Here is a 25551-nt window from a genome sequence, read left to right on the forward strand (position 1 = left end):
GAGGTAGGCCATGCGAATGCTCTATGCAATGCTCGGCGTGATCGTGGCGGCGGCCCTGGCCTGGACCGCCTGGTGGTTCTTCATCGCCACGGCCAAGGACCGGGCGCTCGAGGGCTGGCTTGCCGCCCGCCGCGCCGAGGGCTGGGTCGCCGAGGCCGCGGCGATCGACGTGGGCGGCTTTCCCTATCGCGTCGACACCACGATCCGCGGTCTCGAACTCGCCAATCCGAAGGGCGGCTGGAGCTGGACGGCGCCGGAGTTCCAGTTCACCGCGCTCGCCTACCAGCCGAACCACCTGATCGCGATCTGGCCGCCCGAGCAGAGCTTCTCCACGCCCTTCGGCGTCACGAACGTCACGTCGCAAACCATGCGCGGGTCGGTGATCTTCCAGCCGAACCCGCGGCTGGGCCTGCGCCGCGCCACGATCGAGCTCGGCGATGTCGTCCTCGCCGGCGACCGCGGCTGGCGGGTCGGGCTCGCCGAGGGCGTCCTCGCGGTGCGCGAGGCCGAGGCCGCCGACGCGCCGCCGAACGCCTACGACGTCGCCCTCGACGCCGCGGGCGTCACGCCGCCCGCGGCGCTCGCCCGGAGCCTGCCTGCGGGCGTCGTGGCCGACAAGATCGACACGCTGCGTCTCAAGGCGACCGCGGTCCTTGACCGCCCGCTCGACCGCTCCGCCGTCGAGGGCGTGCGACCCTCGATCGAGCGGCTGACGGTCGACGAGGCGGTCTTCGCCTGGGGCCGGCTCGACCTGCGCGCCACCGGCGCGCTGGTCGCCGACGCGAACGGGCTCGCCGAGGGTCGCATCGACCTGCGCGCCCGCAACTGGCGCGAGATGGTCGAGATCGCCGAACGCTCGGGCGCGCTCCCCTCCGGGGTGGCGAGCGCGCTCCAGGGCGGGCTCGGGCTGATCGCCCGGCTGGGGGGCGATCGCGACAGCATACAGGCGCCGCTCGAATTCGCCGACGGCTCGGTGCGGCTCGGCCCGATCCCGCTCGGGCCCGCGCCCCGCCTCGCCGCGCCGTGATCCCGAGCCAGCGCGCGCTCTTCGACCTGCCGCGCGAGGTCGCCTATCTCAACTGCGCCTATATCGGCCCGATGCTCGCCGAGGCGGTCGAGGTCGGCCGGGCCGCGCTGGCCCGCAAGGCGCGGCCGTGGACGATCCGGCCCGCCGACTTCCACGACCAGACCGAGGAACTGCGCCCGCTCTTCGCGCGGGTGATCGGAGCCGACGCCGAGGGCGTCGCGCTCGTGCCGTCGGCAAGCTACGCCATCGCCACCGCGGCGCAGAACCTGCCGCTCGGGCACGGCCGCACCATCGTCGTCCCGGCGGAGCAGTTCCCCTCGAACCTCTATCCCTGGCGCGCCGCCGCCGCGGCCGCAGGCGCGGAGGTCGTCACCGCCGCCCCCGGGCCCGACCTCACCGCCGCGCTCCTCGCCGCCATCGACTCGCGCACCGCGGTCGTCGCCTGCGCCCATTGCCGCTGGACCGACGGGGCGCTCGTCGATCTCGCCCGCGTCGGCGCCGCCGCCCGCGCGGTCGGCGCGGCGCTCGTCCTCGACCTCACCCAGTCCGCCGGGGCGCTCCCCTTCGACGCGGCCGGGGTCCGGCCGGACTTCGTCGCTGCCGCCGCCTACAAGTGGCTGCTCGGCCCTTATGCGACCGGGTTCCTCTGGGTCGCGCCGCATCGCCGCGACGGCAGGCCGCTGGAGCAGACCTGGCTCGGCCGCGCCGGCTCGGAGAATTTCGCCCGGCTGATCGACTACCGCGACGACCACCGCGCCGGCGCGCGGCGCTTCGACATGGGCGAGGCCCCGAACTTCGCGCTGCTGCCCGCGCTCCGCGTCGGGCTCGAGCGCATCCTCGCCTGGGACGTCGAAGCGATCCAGGCGACGCTCGCGGCGCGCACGGGCGAGATCGCCGCGCGCGCCGCCGGGCTCGGCCTCGCGGCCTCGGACCCGTCGCTGCGCGCCGGGCATTTCCTCGGGCTGCGCTTTCCGGCCCCGCCGCCGCCGGACCTGCCCGACCGGCTCGCGGCGGCGCAGGTGCATGTCAGCCTGCGCGGCGACACGCTGCGGGTGACGCCGCACCTCTACAACGACGACGAGGACGTCGAGCGCCTGATCGAGGCCCTCGCCGCCGCGCTCTGACCACGCCTCAGGCCAGCGCCCGCGCCCGCGTCTCCACGTCTATCAGCGCCGTCGCCACGGCCGCGACCATCAGCAGCACCGCGAAGAAGCCGATCGTCCCGGCGAAGCTCTGCACGAACAGCAGCCCCAGCGCCGAGGGCGCGAGCAGCGCGCCGAGCCGCGCCATCGCCCCGGCGGTGCCCATCCCCGTCGCCCGCTTGCCGGTCGGGTAGAGCTCGGGCGTGTAGGCGTAGAGCCCGCCCCAGCTCCCGAGCAGCGCGAAGCTCATCAAGAGCAGCGCCACGGCGACCATGCCGGAGCTGCCGGCGAAGGTGAACATCAGGCAGCCCGCCGCGCTCAGCACCAGAAAGCCGATCAGCGTCGGCTTGCGCCCCCACTTCTCGACCCCGTAGGCGGCGAGCGCATAGCCCGGAAGCTGCGCCAGCGCCACCAGCACCAGGAAGCCGAAGCCGCGCACGAAGCCGAACCCGTCGGCGGCGAGCTTGGCCGGCACCCAGACGAAGACGCCGTAATAGGCGAGCGAGACCAGGAACCAGACCGCGAGGATCATCACGCTGCGCCGCCGCAGGTCGGGGGTGAAGAGGCTGCCGCCCGGCGCGGTCGCGGCGTGCGTCAGCTCGACCCCCGGCCCCAGCGCCGGCTTGCCGTTGGCGACGAGAAGCCGATCCACCACTGCCCGCGCCTCGGCGTTGCGGCCGGCGTTCAGCAGGTAGAGCGGGCTTTCGGGCAGCCGCATCCGCAGCCAGAAACCGACGAAGGCGGGCGCCGCGGTCGCGGCGAAGATCCAGCGCCAGGGTTCCGTCGCCCCGGCCGAGGCCGCCCACCACGCGACCATGGCCACAGCGACGGTGCCGACCGCCCAGAACCCTTCGAGGATCACCAGCCAGCGGCCGCGGTTCCGCGCCGGCAGGAACTCCGCCATCATCGCGTAGTCGACCGGCAGCGTCCCCCCGACCGCAATCCCGGTCAGGAGGCGGAACACGAGAAGCACCGCGAAGCTCGGCGCGAACACCGACAGGAGCCCGAAGACCGCGTCGCCCGCCACCGTCCAGATCAGCACGTTGCGCCGCCCGAACCGGTCGGCCAGCCGCCCGAAGACCGTCGCGCCGATCAGCATCCCGAGGAAGAACAGCGTGCCGGTTTGCAAGGCCTGCGGCACGGTCAGCCCGAAGCTCTTGGCGATCGAGCCGGCGGTGAAGCCGACCGCGAGCACCTGCATCGCGTCCGCCGCCCAGACCAGCCCGAAAATCCCGAGAAGCCGCCGCTGGAACCTGCCCGCCCCGGCGGTCTCCAGCGCTTCGTCGAAGGAAATCCGCATCGCCAGCCCCCGGCATACCGCGTCGCCGAACCGCGTTAGCGACCGCAACGGCGCATGTCCAGCGCCGATGCGCCGCGCGATCAGTCCAGCCGCCGCGCCTCGTCGACGAGCAGCACCGGGATGCCGTCGTGAACGGGAAAGGCGAGCTTCGCGCGCTTCGAGATCAGCTCGCCCCGCTCGGCGTCGTAGACGAGCGGGCCGCGCGTCACCGGGCAGACCAGCAGCTCCAGCAGGCGGCGATCGACCTCCGCGCGCGCCGGCGCGGCGGACGCGTCGGCGTCCTCGCCCTGCCCTCCCGGCGCGACGTCCGCGTCCCGGGTCATTGCAGCGTCCCCTCGCCGCCGCCGGAGCGCAGCGCGAACTCCATCAGCGTCACCAGGGTCTCGCGGCGCTCCTCGAGCGTCGGGGCCTCGAGCAGGGCCTGCTTTTCCTCCGGGTCGAACGGGCAGAGGATCGACAGCGAATTGACCAGCAGCTCCACGTCCGCCTCCTTCAGGCTTTCCCAGTCCGATGACAGCTGCGCCGCCTCGAAGAACCGCGCCAGCACTTCGAGGAACTCCGCCCGGTCGAAATCCTCGCAGGTCTCGCTGCGGCCGAGGTCGCGCGCGAAGCCCGTCCAGTCCATCTCGGCCCGGCGATAGGGCGCGAAGCCCTCCACCTCCCGGGCCATGCGGAACCGGCTCACGCCGGAAAGCGTGATCAGATAGCGCCCGTCCTCGGTCTCCTGGAACGCCGTCACCCGACCGGCGCAGCCGATCCGGTGCAGCCGCTCCGCCCCGTGGCCCTGCGGCGCGCCGACCGGCTGGACCATGCCGATCAGCCGGTGCGGCGTCTTCAGCGCGTCCTCGAGCATGGCGAGATAGCGCGGCTCGAAGATGTTGAGCGGCAGCCGGGCCCGCGGCAGCAGCAGCGCCCCCGGCAGGGGGAAGATCGGGATGCTGTCCGGTAGATCGGCGAGGCTGAACTTCCGGCCCATGGCCCCCTCGGGCTAGTCTTGCTGCGTCAAGGCGCGTCGACTCAGGCGAAGATCATCGAAGAGAGCCGCCGCCGCCCGCGCGCGGCCGCCTCGGACTTCGGCCCGAGGCTGTCGAATACCTTGAAAAGCTGCGCCTTCGCCGCGCCGTCGTTCCACTCCCGGTCGCGCCGGAAGAGCTCGAGCAGCCCCTCGATCGCCGCGTCCGCGTCGCCGCGGGCGAGCTCCGCCGCCGCGAGGTCGAACCGCGCCTGGTGATCGTCGGGATCCTTCGCGACCCTGGCCGCCAGCTCGCCCGCCGCGCCGATGTCGCCCGCCGCCTCGGCGAGCTCGATCTGCGCCCGGACGGCGGCGATCAGCGCGTCGCTCTCCTTGCCCTTCGGCGTCAGCTCCAGGACGCCCTTCGCCTTCTCGAAATCACCCATGGCGAGATGGCTGCGCGCCAGTCCCGCGATCGCCCGGAGGCTGGCGTCGTCCTCGGCAAGGATCGCCGCATAGGTCTGCGCCGCGTCGGCGACCGCGCCTTCGGCCAGCATCTCGTCGGCGGCGTCGAGCGCCTCCTCGACGCCGGCGGCCGGCCCCGCCGCCGCGATCAGCCGGTCGACGAAGGCCTTGATCTGCGAGGCCGACTGCGCCCCCATGAAGGCGTCGACCGGCTGCCCGCCGATGAAGGCGAAGACCGCCGGGATCGACTGCACCCTGAGCTGGCCCGCGATCGCCGGGTGCTTGTCGATGTTGACCTTGACGAGCCGCACCTTGCCCCTGGCGTCGGTCACCGCCTTCTCCAGCGCCGGCCCGAGCTGCTTGCAGGGCCCGCACCACGGCGCCCAGAAATCGACGATGACCGGAACGTCCATCGAGGCCTGAACCACGTCCTCCATGAAGCTCTGGTCGGTGCCGTCCCTGATCAGCCCCTGATCCGTCGTCGCCGCCGCGTTCAGTTCCATGGCGTGGCCGTCTCCGTCTTTCCTCGCGCAGGCCGGCCCCGCAGCCGGCATGCTTCCCGTTCGCGGCCTAGGTGGTGCAGCGTTCTCCCTCCGTCAAGCGCATTCCCGCGCGGCGCTACGCGCGCGCCAGCACGTAGATGCAGGCCCGCAGCGCGCCCTCCGCCGTCGCGACCACCGTCTCGACCCTCTCGTAGCCCACGCCCTCGAACGCATCGAGCCGCGGCCAGTGGCGCGGCAGCTCCGCCGACTCGAGCAGGTCGATGGCGACGGCCGGCCCCGACGGGTCGAGCACCAGGCCGGGGAAGCCCATCGACGCGCCCCAGCCTTCGGCGACCAGCCGCCCCTGCACCTCGCCCTTGAGCCAGCGCCCGCCGAGCGGCGCCAGGTGATGGTGGTTCGGCCGTCCCGGCCCGAGCGTCCCGTAGGTCGCGAGCCGCGTCCGCGCGTCGTCGTCCACTCGTCCGTCCCCTGCCTGTCCGCCGGTGCGGATCGTAGCAGCCGCCGCACGTCCGCAACAGGCGTCATCGCGGGACGTGGCTGGCGGCATCACCAACCGCTTGGACCGCGTCCGGCGCTCCGATAGCTTCGGGGCGCCGGGCGTCACGGAACGCGGACGGGAGGCAGACACGTTCGCCGATCCCGCTCCGCGCCGCCCGCGCACCCGACCGCCCACGTTGAAAGGCCCGTTCCGATGCCCGCGACGACGACCGACCGGTTCCAGGACATCCGCGACGCGGTCCGCGCCCTCTGCGCCGGGTACCCGGCCGAGTACCACCGCAAGGTCGACGAGGCCCGCGCCTACCCCGATGCGTTCGTCGACGCGCTGACCAGGGCGGGCTGGATGGCCGCGCTGATCCCGGAGGAGTACGGCGGCTCCGGTCTCGGGCTCACCGAGGCGAGCGTCATCATGGAGGAGATCAACCGCGCGGGCGGCAATTCCGGCGCCTGCCACGGTCAGATGTACAACATGAACACGCTGGTCCGGCACGGCTCCGAGGCGCAGCGCCGGAAGTACCTGCCGAAGATCGCCGCCGGCGAACTGCGGCTTCAGTCGATGGGCGTCACCGAGCCGACGACCGGCGCCGACACCACGAAGATCAGGACGACCGCCGTGAAGAAAGACGGCCGCTACGTCGTCAACGGCCAGAAGGTCTGGATCAGCCGTGTCCGGCACTCCGACCTGATGATCCTGCTCGCCCGCACCGCCCCGCTTGCCGAGGTGCGGAAGAAGTCCGAGGGCCTGTCGATCTTCATCGTCGACATTGCGCAGGCGATGCAGTCGGGCATGACCATCCGACCGATCCTCAACATGGTCAACCACGAGACCAGCGAGCTGTTCTTCGACAACCTCGAGATCCCGGAGGAGAACCTGATCGGCGAGGAAGGTGAGGGCTTCAGGTACATCCTGACCGGCCTCAACGCCGAGCGGACGCTGATCGCCGCGGAGTGCATCGGCGACGGTTACTGGTTCACCGACAAGGTCACGCACTACGCCAAGGAGCGCACCGTCTTCGGCCGCCCGATCGGCCAGAACCAGGGCGTGCAGTTCCCGATCGCCGAGGCTTTCATCGACGTCGAGGCGGCGAACCTGATGCGCTTCGAGGCCTGCCGCCGCTACGACGCGGACGAGCCCTGCGGCGCCCAGGCCAACATGGCGAAGCACCTCGCCGCCAACGCCTCGTGGAAGGCGGCCAACGCCTGCCTCCAGTTCCACGGCGGCTTCGGCTTCGCCTGCGAGTACGACGTCGAGCGCAAGTTCCGCGAGACCCGGCTCTACCAGGTCGCGCCGATCTCGACGAACCTCATCCTTTCCTTCGTCGCCGAGCATGTCCTCGGCCTGCCGCGGAGCTTCTGAGCCATGAGCGAGACCGCCACGATCGACGCCGAACGCCTGCGCGGCTGGATCGGCCGCGAGGAGGTCGCGACCGACGTGGTCAGCGCCGACCTGGTGGCGAAATTCAACGCCACCTTCGACGTCGACGCGCCTTTCCCGCAGACGGGCGAGATCGCGCCGCGCTTCATCCACTTCTGCCTGACCCCGGCGATCCGGCCGATGCGCGCGCTCGGCCGCGACGGTCATCCCCTGAGGGGCGGCTTCATGCCCCCCGTGCCCCTGCCCCGGCGGATGCGCGCCGGCGGCTTCGTCGCCTTCCGCGACGATCTGCGCGTCGGCGACACGATCGAGCGCATCGCCCGGATCACCGACGTCGCCGTCAAGCGGGGGCGCAGCGGCGCGCTCTGCTTCGTCACGATAGAGAACCGCATCGCCGTCGCCGGCCGGCCGGTCCTCACCGAGACCGAGGACATCGTCTACCGCCCCGACGGCGGTCCCGCGGGCCCGGGCAAGACCCCGCCCGCCGCCGCGCCCGGCGCCTGGAGCCGGCCGCAACCGGTGTCGCCGACCCTGCTTTTCCGCTACTCGGCGATCACCTTCAACGGCCACCGCATCCACTACGACCGCCGCTATGCGCAGGAGGTCGAGGGCTATCCCGGCCTCGTCGTCCACGGGCCGATCCAGACGACGCTGCTCTACCGCTACGCCCACGAGCTGCGTGGGGCGCCGCCGACCCGGTTCCGCTTCCGCGCCCTCTCGCCGCTCTTCGACGACGACGCCATCGCGCTCCACGCCGAAGAAGCGGCGGGTGGCGGGCTCAAGGTCTGGACAGCGAAGGCGGGCGGGCCGGTCGCCACGCTCGGCGAAGCCGAGTGGGACTGAACCGGGGCGCCGGGATGAAGGCCCCTCGCCGTGGTCAACGCGGTGCGCTTCGAGGAGTAGGAATGGACGCCGGGCCATGCGGTCGATAGCCTGCGCCAGAGCAGACCAGAACCGCCGAGACCGTCGGCTTCGGAGGTGCGGATGACGCCACGGCTGACCTTTCACGGCGCCGCCCGGGCCGTCACCGGCTCGTGCTTCCGGCTGGAGGCCGGCGCGGGTCAGCTGCTGATCGACTGCGGCATGTTCCAGGGCTCGAAGACGGAGAAGGAGCTGAACTATCGCGCCTTCCCGTTCCGACCGGACGGGATCGCGGCGGCGATCCTGACCCATGCGCATATCGACCACAGCGGCCTGTTGCCGAAGCTGGTCAAGGACGGCTTCGCCGGCCCGATCCATGCGACCGCCGCCACCGCCGATCTCGCCAGCGTCATGCTGCCCGACAGCGCCCATATCCAGGCGATCGAGGTCGAGCAGCTGAACCGGCGCAAGGCGCGCTGGAGCGCCGCGCCGGTCGAGCCGATCTACACCGGCGCCGACGCCGACGCCTGCCTCGGGCTCTTCCGCCGCGAATCCTACGGGAGCTGGTTCGACGTCCTGCCCGGCGTCCGCGCCCGGTTCTGGAACGCCGGCCACCTGCTCGGCTCGGCCTCGGTCGAGATCGAGATCGCCGGGGCCGGCGCCGGCCCGGAGCGGCCGCTGCGGCTGCTGTTCTCCGGCGACATCGGCCCGGACTTCAAGCTGCTGCACCCCGATCCCGAGGCGCCGCGCGATCTCGACTACGTCGTCTGCGAGGCGACCTATGGCGACACCGACCGGCCCGAGGCGACCGACGCGAGCCGCCGCGCGCTGCTGGGCGAGGAGGTCCGCGCCGCGATCCATCCGAACGGCGCGCTCTTGATCCCGTCCTTCGCGGTGGAACGCGCGCAGGAGCTGATCGTCGATCTCACCCGGCTGATGGCCGAGGGCGAGTTGCCGCAGATCCCGATCCACGTCGACTCGCCGCTCGCCAGCCGCGCCACGCGCATCTTCGCCCGCCACGCGCGCGAGCTCGAGGAGGGCGCGGGGCTGCTCGCCGGGCTGCGCTCGCGCCAGGTGCATTTCACCGAGACGGTGGAGCAGAGCAAGGCGCTCGACCGCCAGCAGGGCTTCCACATCGTCATCGCCGCCAGCGGCATGTGCGAGGCGGGCCGCATCCGCCACCGGCTGAAGAACTGGATCTGGCGCGACGAGGCAACCGTGCTCTTCGTCGGCTACCAGGCCGAGGGCACGCTCGGCCGCATCCTCCAGGACGGCGCGAGCACCGTGCGCATCCAGGGCGAGGACTTCCCGGTGCGCGCCCGCATCCGCTCGATCGACCTCTATTCCGGCCATGCGGACGGGCCGGAGCTGGCCGAGTGGATCCGCGAACGGCTGCCGATCGCCCGCGAGGTGTTTCTCGTCCACGGCGAGCCGCCGGCGATGGACGGACTGGCCGCGCGGCTGGCCGGCGTCCTCGACCCGGACCGCGTGCTGACGCCCGTGCTCGACGAGGGCTTCGAGCTGGCGCCGGCGGGGGCGCGAAGCCTGCCCCCCGCCGGCGCCCCGCGCCTCCCCTCCGAACGGGTGGCGCGGCTCGACTGGCACAACGACGTCTCGCGGCTGATCCTCGACATCAACGATGCGCTGGCCGACGCCGCCGATGAACGCGCGCGCGACGTCCTGATCCGCCGGCTGCGCCGGGCGCTGGACGATGGCGGCGCGGAGCCGCGCAAGCGAGGCAGTTGACCCCTGCCGGCGCGGGGACATACCCGCGGCCGCCGCACCGTCCTGCGGCCCCGGTCCACGTCACATGGTGAGCCGGGGCCGCTCCGGAGTCACAGGACGAAGTCGGACGCCCGGTAGGCCGCGGCGAGGACGCCACCGTCCTCGATCAGGAGCTGGAACTCGAAGGCCGCGTCGCCGTCCGTGTTGCCCCGGACGAGCGTGTTCCCCCCGGACTCCACGACCGAGAGCCCGCCCGCGCCGGTCCGGCCGAAGGCGAAGGCCTGGTTGCCGGACCGGGTTGCGTCGGCGTCGATGCCGGCGAGGTCGATCAGATCGCCCGCCGCCGAACCGGCGCCGTCGAAAGCGACGCCGCCATCCGCCGCGCGCAGAATGTCGCGCGCCGCGCCCGGGGAATGCGCGGCGGCGTCGAAGTCGAACACGTCCGGCCCGCGCCCGCCCATCAGCACGTCCGCGCCAACGCCGCCGACGAGGATGTCGCGCCCGTCGCCGCCGCGGAGAAAGTCCGCGCCTCCGTTGCCGACGAGGGTGTCCGCCCCCCCGAGCCCGACGAGGGTCTCGGCGAAGTCGCTGCCGGCGATACGGTTGGCGAGCGCGTTGCCCGTGCCGCCGGTGGCGAAGGAGCCCACAAGCGTCAGGTTCTCGAAGTTGTCCCCGAGCGTGTGGACGACCGTCGAGATCACCGTGTCGGTTCCCTCGCCCGCGAACTCGAAGACGAAGTCCGAGAGGCTGTCGACGTGGTAGGTGTCGTTCCCGGCGTCACCGCCCATGATGTCGTCGCCGACGTTGCCCCAGATGACGTCGTTGCCGGCGCCGCCGCGGATGTCGTCGTTCCCCGGCCCGCCATAGATCGTGTCGTTGCCGCCGTTGCCGTCGATCGCGTCGTTCCCGGCGCCGCCCGACAGCACGTCGTCCCCGTCCCCGCCTTCGATCGCGTTGTCGGCGGCGTTGCCGAGGATGTCGTCGTCGCCCGACCCGCCGATCACCGCCTCGATCAGCGAGCGCGGGTCGTTCTGGTACTGGAGCGCATTGTAGACGTTGCCGCGGGCGTAATGGCCGTCGCCGAGCGCCGCGAGCTGCACGTCCGCGAACTTCGACGAGCCGCCCGGGGTCAGGTCGATCCGGAGGTCGGAGGAATAGTTGGAGAGGTCATAGGTGTCGTAGCCCCCGCCGTCCCAGATGGTCATGAAGATCCGGTTCTGCAAAGGGTCGAGCGCCCGCGCGCCGTTGACGAAGGCGTCGCCCGTGGTCGGGCTCCATGAGTACACCGTCGCCCCGGCGTTGGTGGAGAAGTCCGCGCCGTATTGCTGCTGGAGCGCGCGGATGTCGCCCATCATGTAGGTCTGCGGCATTCCGCCGATCTCGTTGGAGTACTCGCCGATCTCGGCCCCGACATAGGAGCGGAACGACATGACCGTGTACTCGAGCGCGTCCCAGGCGGCCGAGACCGGCCCCCATTGCGAGGCGTCATGGGCGTATTTCAGCCCGAGGCCGTGCGCGGCCTGCTGGAGGATCGTCAGGTAGTCGGCCGTCCCGTGCACCGGCAGCCGCCCGGAGCCCCCGAAGAACACGTCGCCGCTGCGCACGTCGCCCTGCTGGGGCATGAAGGAATACGCCGTGCCGGGATCCTCGGAATTGGCGAAGCGCAGCACAGCCGCGCCGGTCCCGCCGCCCCGGTAGTCGAAGTTGGCGTTGGTGAACGCCTCGACCGAGAACACGCCGGCGTTGACGTTGCTCGCGATCGGCCCGTTGGCGTCGAGCGCCCATTGCACGGCGAGGAGCTGGCCGGAGGAGATCTGCGTCACGCTGAGGATCGGCACGGGATAGAACGCGCCGTAGTCGGAAGGGGAGTTCGGGTCGCTGTAGCTGAGATTGTTCGAGCCCCAGTTGAGGCCGATGAGTCCGTCCACACGGGCGTCGCCTACGCGGTCGACGACGTTGCCGACGGGCACGTTGATGCCGGTCATGGTACTGCCTTCTCGATATGACGATGAGGGAGCCGCAGCCGGAATTGGGCGCGGCGGAACTGGAAAGGAGCGCCCCTGCCGAAATGTGGCGGGCGTCGGTCAGGCTCGCAGGTCTCGGTGGTCCTTCTTCGGTTCAGTCACCGCCGACAAACTGCCCCGTGGCGACCCCACGCGTCCAACGAGTTCTCGCAATCCGATTCATGACGAACCCTCATCGGTCGTCGTTCCGTGGCGCCGGCGACCCCCGTCGGCGCGGACCCGCGCCTTATACCGGCGGGCTCATGAAACGACTCGCGGGCGCTTTTTGGCCTTTAACGCTTTTATCGTTTGTACTCAGGCAGTTACCCTATCTATCACGCGTGTTAGCCCGTGCTGCGCCGGGCGGCCTGGTAGGCTCGCCGGTATTACTCGGCGGCGATCCGCATGCCGTGGGCGGCATAGGCGAGGCGCATGTCGGCGGCGAGCAGCGCGGCGAGCCGCCGGCGCGGGCCCTGGGTCGCCGCCATGTTGATGCCGAAGCCGGGCAGGTCGGGCAGCGCGCCACGGTGGTCGATCACCTCGAACCCGGGCGGGATCGTGCCCTCGAGCATCATGTAGACCGCCATGTCCGCGGCGACCGCGCCGTCGACGCTGACCTTCGACGCCTCCATCGCGATCTCCCAGTCGAAGCCGGAGGCGCCGAGCCTCTCCACGGCGGCGCGAGAGAAGGCGCAGCCGACCACGGTGGCGAGGGGCAACGGCCTCCGCCGCCAGGCATTGCCCCCGGGCGCGCCGATCCAGACCAGCGGCGCCTCGGCCAGCGTCTCGGCTCCGGGCGCGGGTTCGAGGTCGGTGGTCAGGATCAGGTCGATCGTGCCCGCCCGCAGCCGCTCGTGCAGCGCGCCGCTCACATGCGACTCCAGCACGATCCGCACGTCGGGCCGGCGCTCGCCGAATGCGCGGATCACCTGCGGCAGGTGCAGGTGGATCAGGTCGCAGGGGGCGCCAACCCGCAGTTCGCCGCCCGCGGTCGCGCCCGACATCCGAACGACGATCTCGTCGTTGAGCGCGAGCAGCCGACGGGCATAGCCGACGAGCTGCTCGCCCTGAAGCGTCAACGCGACGCCGCGCCCGACCCGCTCGATCAGGCACTGGTCGAGCGTCTCCTCGAGCCGCTTGACCTGTAGCGACACCGCCGACTGGGTCAGGTTGAGCTGGGCGGCGGCCCGGGTGACGCCGCCCATCTCCGCCACCGCCACCAGCGCCCGCAGCGCCGCCGTGTCGAGGTTGCGCACCGCCGCCCCCCACCCTGCCGGAAAGCCCGCGTCATAGCAGATTTCGCCGCGACTCGCGAGGGCCGGCCCCAGCCGCTCCTACCAGAGCCGCTTCTACCCGCCCGCGGCCTCGCGGAGTTCCTCGAGCTCCAGCCACTCGGTCTCTGCGGCGGCGAGCGCCGCCTGCCGCTCGGCGAGCGCCGCGCTCGCCTTGCCGAAGCGCGCCGGGTCGCGGGCGTAGAGGCCGGGATCGGCCAGCAGCGCCTCGAGCCGGGCGATCTCCGCGCCGAGGCGCTCCATCTCCCCGGGCAGACGCTCCAGCCGGTGGGACTGCCCGAAGCTCAGGCGCGGCGCCCGCGCCGGCGCGGCCCGGCGCTCCGCCGCCGGCTTCGGCCGCGCCGGCGCCGAGGCATCCGGCGCGACATCCGGGCGGCGCTGGCTGCGGTAGTCCGACCAGCCGCCGGCGTAGATCGTCGCGCCTTCGTCGCCCTCCATGGCGATCGTCGTCGTCGCCACCCGGTCGACGAAGTCGCGGTCGTGGCTGACAAGGAGCACCGTGCCGGGATAGTCGTCGACGAGCTCCTCCAGCAGGTCGAGCGTCTCGACGTCGAGATCGTTGGTCGGCTCGTCGAGGACGAGCAGGTTCGAGGGCCGCGCCATCAGCCGGGCGAGCAGCAGCCGCGCCTTCTCGCCGCCCGACAGCGCCGAGACCGGCCCGCGTGCCTGGCCTTCGGAGAACAGGAAGTCCTTCAGGTAGCCGACGACGTGCCGGGGCGTGCCGCGCACCATCACCTGGTCGTTGCGCCCCGAGACGCCGATCTCGGCGTCGCCGTTCAGCGTGTCCCAGAGCGATGCGTCCGGGTCGAGCGCGGCGCGGGCCTGGTCGAAGACCGCGAGGTCGAGATTGGCGCCGAGCCGCACCGTCCCCGCGTCGGGCGGGATCTGCCCGATCAGCATCCCGAGCAGCGTCGACTTGCCGACCCCGTTCGGCCCGACGATGGCGATCCGCTCGCCCCGCTGCACCCGGAGCGAGAAATCGCGCAGGATCGTCCGGCCGTAGGCCTTCGATATGTTCTCTGCCTCGATCGCCAGCCTGCCGGAGGTCCGCGACTCGCCGAACGCCATGCGGGCGGTTCCGGCGCGCGCGATCCGGGCCCGCCGCTCGTCGCGCATCTCCGCCAGCCGGCGCACCCGCCCCTGGTTGCGCTTGCGTCGCGCCGAGATGCCCTCGACGGCCCAGCGGCCCTCGGCCTTGATCAGCCGGTCGAGCTTGTGGCGCGCCAGATCCTCCTCCTCGAAGACCGTGTCGCGCCAGTCCTCGAAGGCGGCGAAGCCGCGGTCGAGCCGGCGCGTCACGCCCCGGTCGACCCACAGCGTCGCCTCGGTCAATGCGCGCAGGAAGGCGCGATCGTGGCTGACGACGACGACCGCGGCACGGCTGTCGCGCAGCCAGGCTTCCAGCCAGGCGATCGCCTCGACGTCGAGGTGGTTGGTCGGCTCGTCGAGCAGCATCAGGTCGGGCGCCCCGGCGAGAACGCGCGCCAGCGCGGCGCGGCGGCGCTCGCCGCCCGAGGCGACGGCCGGATCGATGCCGGCGTCGAGCTTGACCCCCTCCATCGCCATCGCCGCCCGCCATGCCTCTGCCTCGGGCAGCCCCGCCTCGACATAGGCGCCGACCGTCGCGAACCCGGCGAAGTCCGGCTCCTGGGCCATGTAGCCGATCGTCGCACCCGGCCGCACGAAGCGTTCGCCGGAATCGGCGGCGACCTGCCCGGCCATCAGCTTCATCAGCGTGGACTTGCCCGAACCGTTGCGACCCACCAGCGCGATGCGCTCGCCCGGACGCACGGCGAGGTCGACGCCGGCGAGGATCGGCTCGCCGCCGAAGGTCAGGCTCACGTCGGAGAGGGTCAGGAGCGGAGGCTCGGCCATGGCGGCGAGCTAAGGGGCCGGCCGGCGGCGGTCAAGCCCGGCCCGCGCCGGGGCGCGCCGGGGCGGGGAGACGGCGCCGCCGGGCGCGACGCCGCAGCGCGCCGCGGGCGCGACGCCGCCACCGGCGCGACGCCGACGCGGCGCCCGGGTCCGGCCGGCGCAGCCGGGCGGTGGCGGCGGGGCGGTCGGGATGACGGCGCGACGCCCGCATCCGGCGCTTGATGGACGCCCCGTCGCGCGCGTAGCATCCCGCCCATGACCCCGCTCAGCCCCCTCATCGCCGCCACCCCGCCGCCCCCGGTCATGGAGGCGCGGCGCTGGGTCGCCGACGCGGTCTTCCCGCCGGAGCGGCCGCTCATCAACCTCAGCCAGGCGGCGCCGGTCGAGCCGCCGCCCGCGCCGCTGCGCGCCGCGATGGCGGAGATGCTGAAGGATCCCGAGTGCCACCTCTACGGCCCGGTCCTCGGCAATCCCGACCTGCGCGACGAGATCGCCGCGCAGTGGAGCGCCGCCTATGGCGGCGACATCCGCGCCGCCGACGTGGCGATCACCGCCGGCTGCAACATGGCCTTCTGCGCCGCGATGGCGACGCTGGCCGCGCCGGGCGACGCGGTGATGCTGCCGACGCCCTGGTACTTCAACCACAAGATGTGGCTCGACACGACGGGGATCGAGACCATCCCCATCCCCTGCCGGCCCGACATGACGCCCGACCTCGACGCGGCGCGGGCGCTGATGGGGCCGCGGGTCAAGGCGATCGTCCTCGTCACCCCGAACAACCCCACCGGCGCCGAATATCCCGGCGCGACGGTCGCCGCCTTCGCCGGGCTGGCGCGCGCGGCGGGCGCGGCGCTGGTCCTCGACGAGACCTACCGCGACTTCGACGGCCGCGAGGGCCGGCCGCACGAGCTTTTCGCCGATCCCGACTGGCGCGAGGGGCTGATCCACCTCTATTCCTTCTCCAAGGCGTTCCGCCTGACCGGGCACCGGACCGGCGTGATCGTCGCCGACCCCGCCCGTCTCGCCGAGGCCGAGAAGTTCCTCGACAGCGTGGTGATCTGCGCGCCCCAGCTCGGCCAGCGCGCCGCGCTCTGGGGGCTGCGGAACCTCATGGGCTGGGTCGCCGGCGAGCGCGCCGAGATCCTGCGCCGCCGCGACGCCGCCCGCGCCGCCTTCGCCGGCCTCGACGGCTGGGAGCTTCTCGGCGCCGGCGCCTACTTCGCCTATGTGCGCCACCCCTTCGCCGCGCCCTCCGACGTGGTGGCGAAGCGGCTCGTCCACGACGCCTCGCTGCTGATGCTGCCGGGCACGATGTTCGCGCCCCTGCGCGCCGAAGGCGGCGACGGCGTCGCCGAGGCGACGCTGCGCGTCGCCTTCGCCAACTCCGGCCCCGAGGGTCTCGCGGAAACGGGCCGCCGCCTCGCCGCGTTCACGGCGGCGTTCCGGGAGGCGCCTGCGGCGGGGTGAACCGCGCGCCGGGCGCCACACCGGCGCTTCGGGCGCGCTTGCCTCGCCGCGGGGCAGCGACTAAGACGCCGCATCCGCCCGGACGAGGACGCGCGCCCCGATGCTGAAGACCTTTCGCGCCAGCAAATCCAACTTCGTCGTCTGGGCGATCCTGATCATCATCGTGATCGGCTTCGGCGGGTTCGGCATCACCGCGACCGGCTCGGGCGGCTATTCGGTCGCCGAGGTCGGCGACCAGGAGATCGCGGCCGACGAGTACGCCCGCGCCGTCGGCCAGGAGGTCGACGCGCTCTCCCGCCAGCTCGGCCGGCAGCTGCCCATGGCCGAGGCGCGCCAGTTCGGCGTCGACCGCATGGTGCTCGGCCGGCTGGTCACCGACGCCGCCCTCGACGACGAGGCGGCGCGGCGCGAGATCTCGACCGGGGACGCGACCGTGCAGGAAATGGTGCTGGCGACGCCGGCCTTCCGCGGCGTCAACGGCGGCTTCGACCGCGAGGCCTACAGGTTCGCGCTCGAGCGCGCCGGCCTGACGCCCGACCGCTTCGAGGCGATGCTCCGGCGCGAGGGAACGCGCGAGCTGATCGCCGGCGCCGTCCAGGGCGCCACCTCCATGCCGGAGACCGAGGCAACGGCGCTGCTCGCCCATGCCGGCGAAGAGCGGCGCTTCGACTGGATCGAGCTCGACCCGATGCTCCTCGCCACGCCGACCCCGCCGCCGACCGAGGACGAACTCGCCGCCTTCCACGAAGCGAACATCGCCCGCTACACCCGGCCGGAGACGCGCAGGATCACCTACGCCCTCCTCGATCCCGCCGCGCTCGCCGCGACGATCGAGGTTCCCGAGGCCGACCTGCGGGCGGCCTACGACGCCGCCGGCGACCGCTTCTCGACCCCGGAGCGGCGCAGCGTCGAGCGCATCGGCTTCGGCACGACCGAAGATGCCGCCGCGGCGCTGGCGCGCATCACGGCTGGCGAGATCACCTTCGACACCCTCGCCGCGACCCGCGGCCTCACCCCCGCCGAGCTTGACCAGGGTGAGGTGCGGCGCGCCGATCTCGCGCCCGAGGCCGCCGCGGCGGTCTTCGACGCGACCGGGCCGGGGATCGTCGGGCCGGCGGCCACGCCGCTCGGGCCGTCGCTCTTCCGCATCAACGCCATCCTCGCGCCGACGACGGTCCCCTTCGAGACCGCCCGCGCCGAGATCGCCGCCGACCGCGCCCTCGCCGAGGCGCGCAAGCAGGTCGTCGACGCCGGCCGCGCCGTCGAGGACATGATCGCCGGCGGCGCGCGCATCGAGGAGATCGCCTCCGGGTCGGAGTTCGAGATGGGCCAGATCGACCTCGCGGCGGACACCACCGGCGGGCTCGCCGACGATCCCGCCTTCCGCGCCGCCGCCGAGGCGGCGGACGTCGACGCGGAGACCGACCTCGTCACCCTCGCCTCGGACGGCCTCGTCACCCTGCGCGTCGACGCGATCGAGCCGCCGGCGCCGATCCCGCTCGCCGGGATCCGCGACCGCGTGGCGGCGGACTGGAAGGCCGCGGAGGACGCGCGGCGGCTCACGGAGATGGCCGGGGGCCTGAAGGCCGAACTCGATGGCGGGCTGCCGATCGGCGATCTCGCCACCCGGCTCGGCCGGCTGGTGCGCTCCGCCGGACCAGTGGCGCGCACCGCCCCGGTCCAGGGCGCGCCCGCCGGCCTCGTCGATGCGGTCTTCGCCACCGCCGCGGGGAGCGCGGCGGTCGTCGACGCCGAAGGCCGCGTCGCGGTCGTCGAGGTCGCCGAGGTGATCCCCTTCGACGCCACCGACGCCGACGGCGCCGCGCTGGTGCAGAACGTGAGCGGCCAGCTCGGCGCGCAGGCCGCCGAGGACGTGCTCGCGCTCTTCACGCAGGCGTTGCAGGCGCAGTCGGGCGTCCGCATCGACCAGGCGCAGATCGACCGCGTGCTCGCGCAGTTCCCCTGAGGCCGGGATGACCCTCTCGCCCGCCTACGAGGACTTCGCCGCCGCCTTCGACGCCGGCCGCAACCAGGTGGTGTGGACCCGGCTCGTCGCCGACCTCGACACCCCGGTGTCGCTGATGCTGAAGCTGACGGGCGCGCGCAAGGACAGCTTCCTGCTGGAGAGCGTCACCGGCGGCGAGGTCCGCGGCCGCTACTCGATCATGGGGATGAAGCCCGATCTGGTCTGGCAGTGCCGGGGCCGCACGGCGCGAACGAACCGCTCCGCCCGCTTCGACCCCGAGGCCTGGGAGAACGAGCCCGACGATCCGCTGGCGAGCCTGCGCCGGCTGATCGCCGCGAGCCGCATCGACCTGCCCGCCGACCTGCCCGCCATGTCGGCCGGCCTCTTCGGCTATCTCGGCTACGACATGGTGCGCCTCGTCGAGCGGCTGGCCGAGCCCAACCCCGACCCGCTCGGCCTGCCCGACGCGGTGATGCTGCGGCCGACCGTCGTCGTCGTCGTCGACGGCGTGAAGGGCGAGGTCACCGTCGTCAGCCCCGCCTGGGCCGGTTCCGGCCTGAGCGCGCGCGCGGCCTACGCCCAGGCGGCCGAGCGGGTGATGGACGCCGTGCGCGACCTCGACCGCGCGCCGCCGCAGGCGGGCCGCGACCTCGGAACCGCCGCCGCCGTCGGCGCCCCGGTCTCGAACGTCACGCCGGAGGCCTACCGCGCCACCGTCGAGAAGGCCAAGGAATACATCCGCGCCGGCGACATCTTCCAGGTCGTGCCGTCGCAACGCTGGCGGTTGGACTTCGACCTGCCGCCCTTCGCGCTCTACCGGGCGCTGCGCCGGACCAACCCCTCGCCCTACATGTTCTATTTCGACTTCGGCGGCTTCCAGGTCGTCGGCGCGAGTCCGGAGATCCTCGTCCGGGTCAAGCAGGGGCGCGTGACCATCCGCCCGATCGCCGGCACCCGGCCGCGCGGCGCGACCCCGGCCGAGGATCTGGCGCTGGAGCACGAGCTTCTCGCCGACCCCAAGGAGCGGGCCGAGCACCTGATGCTGCTCGATCTCGGCCGCAACGACGTCGGCCGGGTGGCGCGGGTCGGCACCATCGAGCCGAACGAGCAGTTCGTGATCGAGCGCTACAGCCACGTCATGCACATCGTCTCGAACGTCGAGGGCGACCTCGCCGCGGGCCACGACGCCCTCTCGGCGCTGCTCGCCGGCCTGCCTGCCGGCACCGTCTCCGGCGCGCCCAAGGTGCGGGCGATGGAGATCATCGACGAGCTCGAGACCGAGAAGCGCGGCGTCTATGGCGGCGGCGTCGGCTATTTCGCCGCCGGCGGGGACATGGACGTCTGCATCGCGCTGCGCACCGGCGTGGTGAAGGACGGCGCGCTCTACGTCCAGGCCGGCGGCGGGGTGGTCTACGACAGCGACCCCGAGGCGGAGTTGCAGGAAACCGTCAACAAGTCCAAGGCGCTGACCCAGGCCGCCCGCGACGCCGGCCTCTTCGTCGCGGCGCGCGGCGGCAACTGATGCACGCGAGTCTACCAGGCCACCCGGCGCTACACGGGCTAACACGCGTGATAGATGGGTAACTACCTGAATACACACGATAAAATCGTTAAGGGTCAAAAAGGTCCGCGAGTCGTTTCGTGAGCCCGCCGGTATGACGCCGCAATCCGGGTTGCGGCCGCGAACCGCGCGGGCTACCCCGTGACGGTACTTGCGTGTGCGGGAGCGAACGATGGCAATTGCGGGATGGCGCCTCGGCCTTGCGGCGGCGGTGCTGGCGGCGCTCGCCGGCTGCGATGACGAGGACGCCCCGGCCCCGGCCGAGATCCGTCCCGTCCGCGCCATCGTCGTCGAGGAGAGCGTCGGCGGCCGCGAGCTGGCCTTCGCCGGGGTCGTCGAGAGCCGCACGACGGTCAACCTCGCCTTCCGGATCGGCGGCCGCATGGTCGAGCGCCTCGTCGACGTCGGCGACACGGTGACGGCCGGCCAGGTCGTGGCCCGCCTCGACCCGACCGACGAGGAGAACGGGCTGCGCGCCGCCGAGGCGAGCCTCGCCGCCGCCGAGGGCCAGCTCTCCGAGGCGCGCATCAACTATGACCGCCATCGCCACCTCTACCAGCGCCAGATCGCGGCGCGCGCCGCGTTCGAACGCGCCGAGCAGGTCTTCACCACGGCGCAGGCCGGCGTCGACGCCGCCGCGGCCCAGGCCGGCATCGCGCGCCGCCGCCTCGCCGACACCGAGCTTGTCGCCGACGCTCCCGGCGTGGTGACCGAGATCGGCGCCGAGCCGGGCGAGGTCGTCCCCGCCGGCCGGATGATCGTCCAGAAGAGCCAGGACGGCGGCCTCGACGGCGTCTTCGACGTCGCCGCCGCGGCGATGGAGGCGAGCCCGCCCGACCCGGAGGTTCTGGTCTTGATGACGCTGCGCCCCGACGTGACGGCCCGGGGCCGCGTCCGCGAGATCGCCCCGCGCGCCGACCCGGTGACCGGCACATTCCGCGTCCGCGTCGGCCTGATCGACCCGCCCGCCGAGATGCGCCTCGGCACGCCGGTCACCGCCCGCGTCCATTTCGGCGGGGACGCCGGCATCGTCCTGCCGGCCAGCGCCCTCACCTCGGCCGAGGGCGGGCCCGCGGTCTGGGTGGTCGACCCCGCCACCAACACCGTGGCGCTGCGCCCGATCGGGGTGGCGCGGTTCGACCCGGCAAGCGTCGCCGTCTCGGACGGCCTCGCCGTCGGCGAGATCGTCGTCACCGCCGGGGTGCAGGCGCTGCGCCCGGGACAGGAAGTCCGCCTCCTCGGCTCCGGCGCGTGAGGGCCGCGCCATGATGGGTCCGAACCTTTCCGGCTGGGCGATCCGCTCGCGCGCGCTGACCATCTACCTGATGGTCGTGGCCGTCATCGCCGGCGGTTTCGCCTTCGCGAACCTCGGCCGCGACGAGGATCCGACCTTCACCATCAAGACCATGCTCGTCTCGGCCGTCTGGCCCGGCGCGACCATGGAGGAGACCCTCGACCAGCTCACCGACCGGCTGGAACGCCGGCTGGAGGAGACGACCGGCCTCGACGCCCTGCGCTCGATCACCCGGCCGGGCGTCACCACGATCTATGTCGAGCTCGAAGGCCCGTTCCCGCCCGAGGACGTCGCCGATGTCTGGCAGGAGGTCCGGAACGCCGTCGGCGACATCCGCCACACGCTGCCCCCGGGCGTCCTCGGCCCGTTCTTCAACGACGATTTCGGCGACGTCTTCGGCATCGTCTACGGCTTCACCGCCGACGGCTTCTCCGACCGAGAGCTTCGCGACGAGGTCGACCGCGTCCGCACCGAGCTGATCCGCCGGGCCCCCGACATCGCCAAGGTCGAGTTCCTCGGCGTGCAGGACGAGACGATCTTCGTCGAGTTCCTCCCCGACCAGGTCGCCGCCCTCGGGCTCGACTACGGCCAGATCTTCGCCGCCATCGCCGCGCAGAACGCCGTGCGCCCCTCGGGCGTCATCAACAGCGGCCTCGAGAACCTCACGCTGCGCGTCAGCGGCGCCTTCGAGGACGAGACCGACATCCTCGACACCCCGCTGGTCGCCGGCGGCCGCAGCTTCCGCCTCGGCGACGTCGCCAACGTCCGCCGCGGCCATGTCGACCCGCCCGCGCCGATGTTCCGCGTCGACGGCGAGCCGGCGATCGGCCTCGCCATCTCGATGCGCGAGGGCGGCGACATCCTCGAACTCGGCGCCGAGATCGACACGGCGATGGCCGCCATCGTCGCCGACATGCCGCTCGGCGTCGAGCCGCACCTCGTCTCCGACCAGCCCGTCGTCGTCGACCGCGCCATCGGCGACTTCACCACCTCGCTCTACCAGGCCATCGCCATCATCCTCGGCGTCAGCTTCCTCAGCCTCGGCGTCCGTCCCGGCGCCGTGGTGGCGGTGGCGATCCCGGTGACGCTCGCCACGGTCTTCCTGATCATGCAGACGCTCGGGATCGACCTGCACCGCGTCTCGCTCGGCGCGCTCATCATCGCGCTCGCGCTGCTCGTCGACGACGCCATGACGACGACCGACGCGATCCTGCGCCGCCTCGCCGTCGGCGACACCGTGGCCGAGGGCGCGCAATGGGCCTATTCCCGCCTCGCCGCGCCGATGCTGACCGGCACCCTCATCACCATCGCGGGCTTCGTGCCCATCGGCTTCGCCGAGAGCATGGCGGGCGAGTACACGATCTCGCTCTTCCAGGTCGTCGCGATCGCGCTCATCGCCTCGTGGTTCGTCGCCGTGCTGTTCACGCCCATCGTCGGCGGGCTCATCCTGAAGCCGCCCGCCCCCGGCGCCCAGCGACAGGAAGGCTGGCTCCTGCGAACCTACGGCCGCTTCCTCAACCTCGCGATCAGCGGCCGCTGGATCACCATCGCGGTGACCATCGCCCTCTTCGCCCTCGCCGTCGTCGGCCTCGGCAAGGTCAGCCGCCAGTTCTTCCCGCCCTCGGACCGCTTCGAGCTGGTCGTCGACTTCCAGCTCCCCCGGTCGAGCTCGATCTACGCGAGCCTCGACGCCGTCGAGCAGATCGAGGGCTGGCTCGCCGCCAACGAGGACGTCGACCACTTCTCGTCCTATGTCGGCCGCAACGTCGTCCGCTTCTACCTGCCGCTCGCCATCCTGCCGCCCTCGGACCACCACAGCCAGCTCGTCGTCATGGCCAACGGCCTCGACGAGCGCATCCGGCTCGAGGAGGCGCTCGACGCCTGGCTCGTCGAGACCTTCCCCGAGGCGGTGGTCCGCGTCAGCCCGCTGGAGATGGGCCCGCCGATCGGCTGGCCGGTCCAGTACCGCATCTCCGGCCCCGACGTGGAGGTGCTGCGCGCCGAGGCGCTGAAGCTCGCCGAGGTGATCGCGAGCTTCCCCGGCGCGCGCCGCGTGCATTTCGACTGGATCGAACCCGCCCGCGCGCTGGTGATCGACGTCGACCAGGACCAGGCGCGCCGGCTCGGCCTGTCCAGTCGGCAGCTCTCCGACGCGTTGCAGACCGCCGTCTCCGGCGCGACCGTGACCCAGCTCCGCGATGGAATCTACTCGATCGACGTCGTGGCCCGCTCCGACGCCGAGGACCGCATCGCGCTGGACCGTCTCGCCAACCTGCAAATCCCCATTCCGGGCGGGCGCACCGTGGCGCTCGAGCAGTTCGCCAGCTTCCGCTACGACCAGGAGCAGCCGCTGGTCTGGCGGCGCGACGGCGCCCCCACCCTGACCGTCCTCGCCGACGTCGCCCCCGGCCTCCTGCCGGAAGCGGCCGTGGGCGCGATCGAGGCCGACGTCGACGCGCTCGCCGCCGCCCTGCCGCAGGGCTACCGCATCGAGACCGGCGGCACGGTCGAGACCTCGGCCGAGAGCCAGGAGGCGGTCTTCGCCGTCGTGCCGCTGATGATCTTCATCATGGTCACGCTGCTGATGGTCCAGCTCCAGAGCTTCCGCGCGGCCTTCATCACCGTGGTGCTGCTGCCGCTCGGGCTGATCGGCGTCGTCGGCGCGCTACTGCTCTTCGGCCGCCCACTCGGCTTCGTGGCGATCCTCGGCATCCTCGCGCTGATCGGCATGATCGCCAAGAACGCCGTGATCCTCATCACCCAGATCGAGGACGAGCGCGCCGAGGGGCTCGGCGTGCGCGAGGCCGCGGTCTCGGCCGCCAAGAACCGCATGCGGCCGCTGACGCTCACCGCCTTCTCGACGGTGCTCGGGCTGCTGCCGATCGCCCCCACGCTGTTCTGGGGTCCGATGGCCTTCGCGATCATGGGCGGGCTCCTCGTCGCCACCCTGCTGACGCTCGTCTTCATGCCGGTGCTCTACACCACGCTCTACCGCGACGACCCGGCCGCCCCGGTCAGCGAAGACCCCGCGCCGACATGATGCGGTCCCCCGGGGCGCGCGACTACGCCTGGCTGTTCTCTGCCTACGTCCTCGCCCTGATCGGGACCGGGGTCGCCATCGTCGGGCTGGCGCTGCTCGCCTTCGACCTGTCGGGCGAGGGCGGCGGCAAGATCCTCGCGACCGCACTGACGATCAAGGTTGCGGCCTACGTCATCGTGCCGCCTGTCGCCGCGGCGCTGACCGGCCGCACCGCCAAGAAGCCGCTCCTGATCGCGCTCGACCTCGTGCGCGCCGCGGCACTGGTTTCGCTCCCCTTCGCCACCGCCGCCTGGCAACTCTATGCGGCCATCCTCGTCTTCACGGTCGCGTCGGCCACCTTCACGCCCACCTACCAGGCGCTGGTGCCGCACCTGCTGCCCGACCCGGACGACTACGCCCGCGCGCTGGCCAAGTCCCGCGTCGCGGTCGAGCTCGAGAACGGCCTGAGCCCGGCCGTGGCGGCGGGACTCCTGCTGTTCCTCAGCGGTCGCGGCCTCTTCGTCGCGGTGGTCGCCGCGTTCCTCGTCTCCGCCGTCATCATCGCCCGCACGCGCCTGCCGACCCTGCCGCCCGCCCCCGCCGGCTTCGCGCTCTGGCGCATGACGCTGGGGCTGCGGCTGCTGGCGCGGCCCGAGCTTCGCGGCCTCGTGCCCGTCCACCTCGCCGCCGCCGCAGGCGCGGCGATGGTGACCGTCAACACCGTCGTGCTGGTCCAGGGCGATCTCGGGCTAGACGCCCGCGCCGCAACCGCCGCCTTCGCGATCTTCGGCCTCGGCTCCGTCGCCGGCGCGCTGGCCGTGCCGGGCCTGCTGGCCCGCTACAGCGAGCGGCGGATCATGACCGCCGGCTGCGCCCTCGTCGCCGCGGCGCTCCTCGCCGGCGCCGCGGCGGCGTCGGCGTGGACCGGTCTTCTGGTGGTCTGGGCGCTCGTCGGCCTCGGCGCGGCGCTCGCGGTGACGCCTGCGCCGATGATGCTGCGCCGCCTGACGCCGCCGCGCCGCCATGCCAGCGCCTACGCCGCCATGTTCGCGCTCGCCAACGCGGCGCTTCTCGTCGCCTATCCGATCGCGGGCTGGGTCGGCGCCGCGGACGTCACCCACCGTCCCGGCTTCCTCGCCCTCGCCGCGCTTGCGGCCGGGGCCACCCTCGCCGCCGCGGCCCTGCTCCCCACCGGCAGGCCGGCCGCCGCCGCGACCTGAGCGCAG

At 72.7% G+C, this 25551-nt stretch carries 19 protein-coding genes; 11 read left to right on the forward strand and 8 right to left on the reverse strand.

The genetic code is table 11. The features are described 5' to 3' along the window. Window positions 1-10 precede the first annotated feature (10 nt). Together KBA23_RS02010 and KBA23_RS02015 are read left to right on the forward strand one after the other, a co-directional pair. Window positions 11-1027 (forward strand): DUF2125 domain-containing protein, encoded by a 1017-nt coding sequence (locus KBA23_RS02010; protein ID WP_290736186.1) that lies wholly within the window; start codon window positions 11-13, stop codon window positions 1025-1027. Beyond that, complete coding sequence (locus KBA23_RS02015; protein ID WP_290736189.1) at window positions 1024-2151, forward strand: aminotransferase class V-fold PLP-dependent enzyme; 1128 nt, start codon at window positions 1024-1026, stop codon at window positions 2149-2151. Before KBA23_RS02010 ends, KBA23_RS02015 begins: the two co-directional genes overlap by 4 nt. A 7-nt stretch (window positions 2152-2158) precedes the next feature. Here KBA23_RS02015 and KBA23_RS02020 read toward each other — a convergent pair whose 3' ends face one another. The 5 genes from KBA23_RS02020 to KBA23_RS02040 form a co-directional block, all read right to left on the reverse strand. Next, window positions 2159-3469, reverse strand: a complete 1311-nt coding sequence (locus KBA23_RS02020; protein ID WP_290736192.1) for an MFS transporter — start codon at window positions 3467-3469, stop codon at window positions 2159-2161. 80 nt (window positions 3470-3549) lie between these two features. Further along, window positions 3550-3702, reverse strand: a complete 153-nt coding sequence (locus KBA23_RS02025) for a Trm112 family protein (RefSeq protein WP_290736280.1) — start codon at window positions 3700-3702, stop codon at window positions 3550-3552. An 86-nt stretch (window positions 3703-3788) separates the two neighbouring features. Next, window positions 3789-4445: an LON peptidase substrate-binding domain-containing protein gene (locus tag KBA23_RS02030; RefSeq protein ID WP_290736194.1), complete on the reverse strand. Its 657-nt coding sequence runs from the start codon at window positions 4443-4445 to the stop codon at window positions 3789-3791. 41 nt (window positions 4446-4486) lie between these two features. Continuing rightward, window positions 4487-5389, reverse strand: coding sequence for a co-chaperone YbbN (locus KBA23_RS02035; RefSeq protein WP_290736197.1), 903 nt, complete (start codon window positions 5387-5389; stop codon window positions 4487-4489). A gap of 115 nt (window positions 5390-5504) precedes the next feature. Continuing rightward, window positions 5505-5846, reverse strand: a complete 342-nt coding sequence (locus tag KBA23_RS02040; RefSeq protein WP_290736200.1) for a gamma-glutamylcyclotransferase — start codon at window positions 5844-5846, stop codon at window positions 5505-5507. A 234-nt stretch (window positions 5847-6080) separates the two neighbouring features. Between KBA23_RS02040 and KBA23_RS02045 the strand changes: the two genes are divergently transcribed. From KBA23_RS02045 to KBA23_RS02055, 3 genes are all read left to right on the forward strand, one after another. Continuing rightward, window positions 6081-7244, forward strand: coding sequence for an acyl-CoA dehydrogenase family protein (locus tag KBA23_RS02045; protein ID WP_290736203.1), 1164 nt, complete (start codon window positions 6081-6083; stop codon window positions 7242-7244). A 3-nt stretch (window positions 7245-7247) separates the two neighbouring features. Then, window positions 7248-8105 (forward strand): MaoC family dehydratase N-terminal domain-containing protein, encoded by an 858-nt coding sequence (locus KBA23_RS02050; RefSeq protein WP_290736206.1) that lies wholly within the window; start codon window positions 7248-7250, stop codon window positions 8103-8105. Between the two features lie 141 nt (window positions 8106-8246). Then, window positions 8247-9869, forward strand: a complete 1623-nt coding sequence (locus tag KBA23_RS02055) for an MBL fold metallo-hydrolase (RefSeq protein ID WP_290736209.1) — start codon at window positions 8247-8249, stop codon at window positions 9867-9869. An 89-nt stretch (window positions 9870-9958) separates the two neighbouring features. On the opposite strand, the gene KBA23_RS02060 is transcribed toward KBA23_RS02055, so the two are convergent. The 3 genes from KBA23_RS02060 to KBA23_RS02070 all read right to left on the reverse strand — a co-directional run bounded on the left by KBA23_RS02060 (window position 9959) and on the right by KBA23_RS02070 (window position 15018). Continuing rightward, a complete protein-coding gene (locus KBA23_RS02060) occupies window positions 9959-11833 on the reverse strand; it encodes a M10 family metallopeptidase C-terminal domain-containing protein (protein WP_290736212.1) in 1875 nt (624 codons plus the stop codon). A 404-nt stretch (window positions 11834-12237) separates the two neighbouring features. After that, window positions 12238-13107 (reverse strand): LysR family transcriptional regulator, encoded by an 870-nt coding sequence (locus KBA23_RS02065; protein WP_290736215.1) that lies wholly within the window; start codon window positions 13105-13107, stop codon window positions 12238-12240. A 93-nt stretch (window positions 13108-13200) separates the two neighbouring features. Beyond that, the gene (locus KBA23_RS02070; RefSeq protein ID WP_290736218.1) at window positions 13201-15018 is read right to left on the reverse strand and encodes an ATP-binding cassette domain-containing protein; all 1818 of its coding nucleotides are present in this window, start codon (window positions 15016-15018) and stop codon (window positions 13201-13203) included. Window positions 15019-15273: 255 nt separating this feature from the next. Here KBA23_RS02070 and KBA23_RS02075 point away from each other — a divergent pair, with 255 nt between their 5' ends. The 6 genes from KBA23_RS02075 (at window position 15274) to KBA23_RS02100 (ending at window position 25545) form a co-directional block, all read left to right on the forward strand. After that, on the forward strand, window positions 15274-16485 hold the full coding sequence (locus KBA23_RS02075; RefSeq protein ID WP_290736221.1) for an aminotransferase: 1212 nt from the start codon (window positions 15274-15276) through the stop codon (window positions 16483-16485). A gap of 100 nt (window positions 16486-16585) precedes the next feature. Further along, the gene (locus tag KBA23_RS02080; RefSeq protein WP_290736225.1) at window positions 16586-18451 is read left to right on the forward strand and encodes a peptidylprolyl isomerase; all 1866 of its coding nucleotides are present in this window, start codon (window positions 16586-16588) and stop codon (window positions 18449-18451) included. 7 nt (window positions 18452-18458) lie between these two features. Continuing rightward, window positions 18459-19973, forward strand: coding sequence for an anthranilate synthase component I (gene trpE / locus KBA23_RS02085; protein ID WP_290736228.1), 1515 nt, complete (start codon window positions 18459-18461; stop codon window positions 19971-19973). 211 nt (window positions 19974-20184) lie between these two features. Next, window positions 20185-21267: an efflux RND transporter periplasmic adaptor subunit gene (locus KBA23_RS02090; protein WP_290736231.1), complete on the forward strand. Its 1083-nt coding sequence runs from the start codon at window positions 20185-20187 to the stop codon at window positions 21265-21267. A 10-nt stretch (window positions 21268-21277) separates the two neighbouring features. Beyond that, the gene (locus KBA23_RS02095) at window positions 21278-24346 is read left to right on the forward strand and encodes an efflux RND transporter permease subunit (protein WP_290736234.1); all 3069 of its coding nucleotides are present in this window, start codon (window positions 21278-21280) and stop codon (window positions 24344-24346) included. Further along, window positions 24343-25545 (forward strand): MFS transporter, encoded by a 1203-nt coding sequence (locus tag KBA23_RS02100; protein ID WP_290736237.1) that lies wholly within the window; start codon window positions 24343-24345, stop codon window positions 25543-25545. The genes KBA23_RS02095 and KBA23_RS02100 overlap by 4 nt, the downstream gene beginning before the upstream one ends. Window positions 25546-25551 lie beyond the last annotated feature (6 nt).

The organism is Amaricoccus sp. (genome assembly GCF_017995835.1).
In the GTDB taxonomy this organism is placed as follows: Bacteria; Pseudomonadota; Alphaproteobacteria; order Rhodobacterales; family Rhodobacteraceae; genus Amaricoccus.

Excerpts from the sequence above, each read along its gene's own strand:
- KBA23_RS02045 (WP_290736203.1), top strand. The coding sequence starts at position 6,081 with ATGCCCGCGACGACGACCGACCGGTTCCAGGACATCCGCGACGCGGTC.
- KBA23_RS02055 (WP_290736209.1), top strand. The coding sequence starts at position 8,247 with ATGACGCCACGGCTGACCTTTCACGGCGCCGCCCGGGCCGTCACCGGC.
- KBA23_RS02050 (WP_290736206.1), top strand. The coding sequence starts at position 7,248 with ATGAGCGAGACCGCCACGATCGACGCCGAACGCCTGCGCGGCTGGATC.
- KBA23_RS02090 (WP_290736231.1), top strand. The coding sequence starts at position 20,185 with ATGGCAATTGCGGGATGGCGCCTCGGCCTTGCGGCGGCGGTGCTGGCG.
- trpE (WP_290736228.1), top strand. The coding sequence starts at position 18,459 with ATGACCCTCTCGCCCGCCTACGAGGACTTCGCCGCCGCCTTCGACGCC.
- KBA23_RS02030 (WP_290736194.1), bottom strand. The coding sequence starts at position 4,445 with ATGGGCCGGAAGTTCAGCCTCGCCGATCTACCGGACAGCATCCCGATC.
- KBA23_RS02095 (WP_290736234.1), top strand. The coding sequence starts at position 21,278 with ATGATGGGTCCGAACCTTTCCGGCTGGGCGATCCGCTCGCGCGCGCTG.
- KBA23_RS02075 (WP_290736221.1), top strand. The coding sequence starts at position 15,274 with ATGACCCCGCTCAGCCCCCTCATCGCCGCCACCCCGCCGCCCCCGGTC.
- KBA23_RS02010 (WP_290736186.1), top strand. The coding sequence starts at position 11 with ATGCGAATGCTCTATGCAATGCTCGGCGTGATCGTGGCGGCGGCCCTG.
- KBA23_RS02060 (WP_290736212.1), bottom strand. The coding sequence starts at position 11,833 with ATGACCGGCATCAACGTGCCCGTCGGCAACGTCGTCGACCGCGTAGGC.
- KBA23_RS02035 (WP_290736197.1), bottom strand. The coding sequence starts at position 5,389 with ATGGAACTGAACGCGGCGGCGACGACGGATCAGGGGCTGATCAGGGAC.
- KBA23_RS02100 (WP_290736237.1), top strand. The coding sequence starts at position 24,343 with ATGATGCGGTCCCCCGGGGCGCGCGACTACGCCTGGCTGTTCTCTGCC.
- KBA23_RS02080 (WP_290736225.1), top strand. The coding sequence starts at position 16,586 with ATGCTGAAGACCTTTCGCGCCAGCAAATCCAACTTCGTCGTCTGGGCG.
- KBA23_RS02070 (WP_290736218.1), bottom strand. The coding sequence starts at position 15,018 with ATGGCCGAGCCTCCGCTCCTGACCCTCTCCGACGTGAGCCTGACCTTC.
- KBA23_RS02020 (WP_290736192.1), bottom strand. The coding sequence starts at position 3,469 with ATGCGGATTTCCTTCGACGAAGCGCTGGAGACCGCCGGGGCGGGCAGG.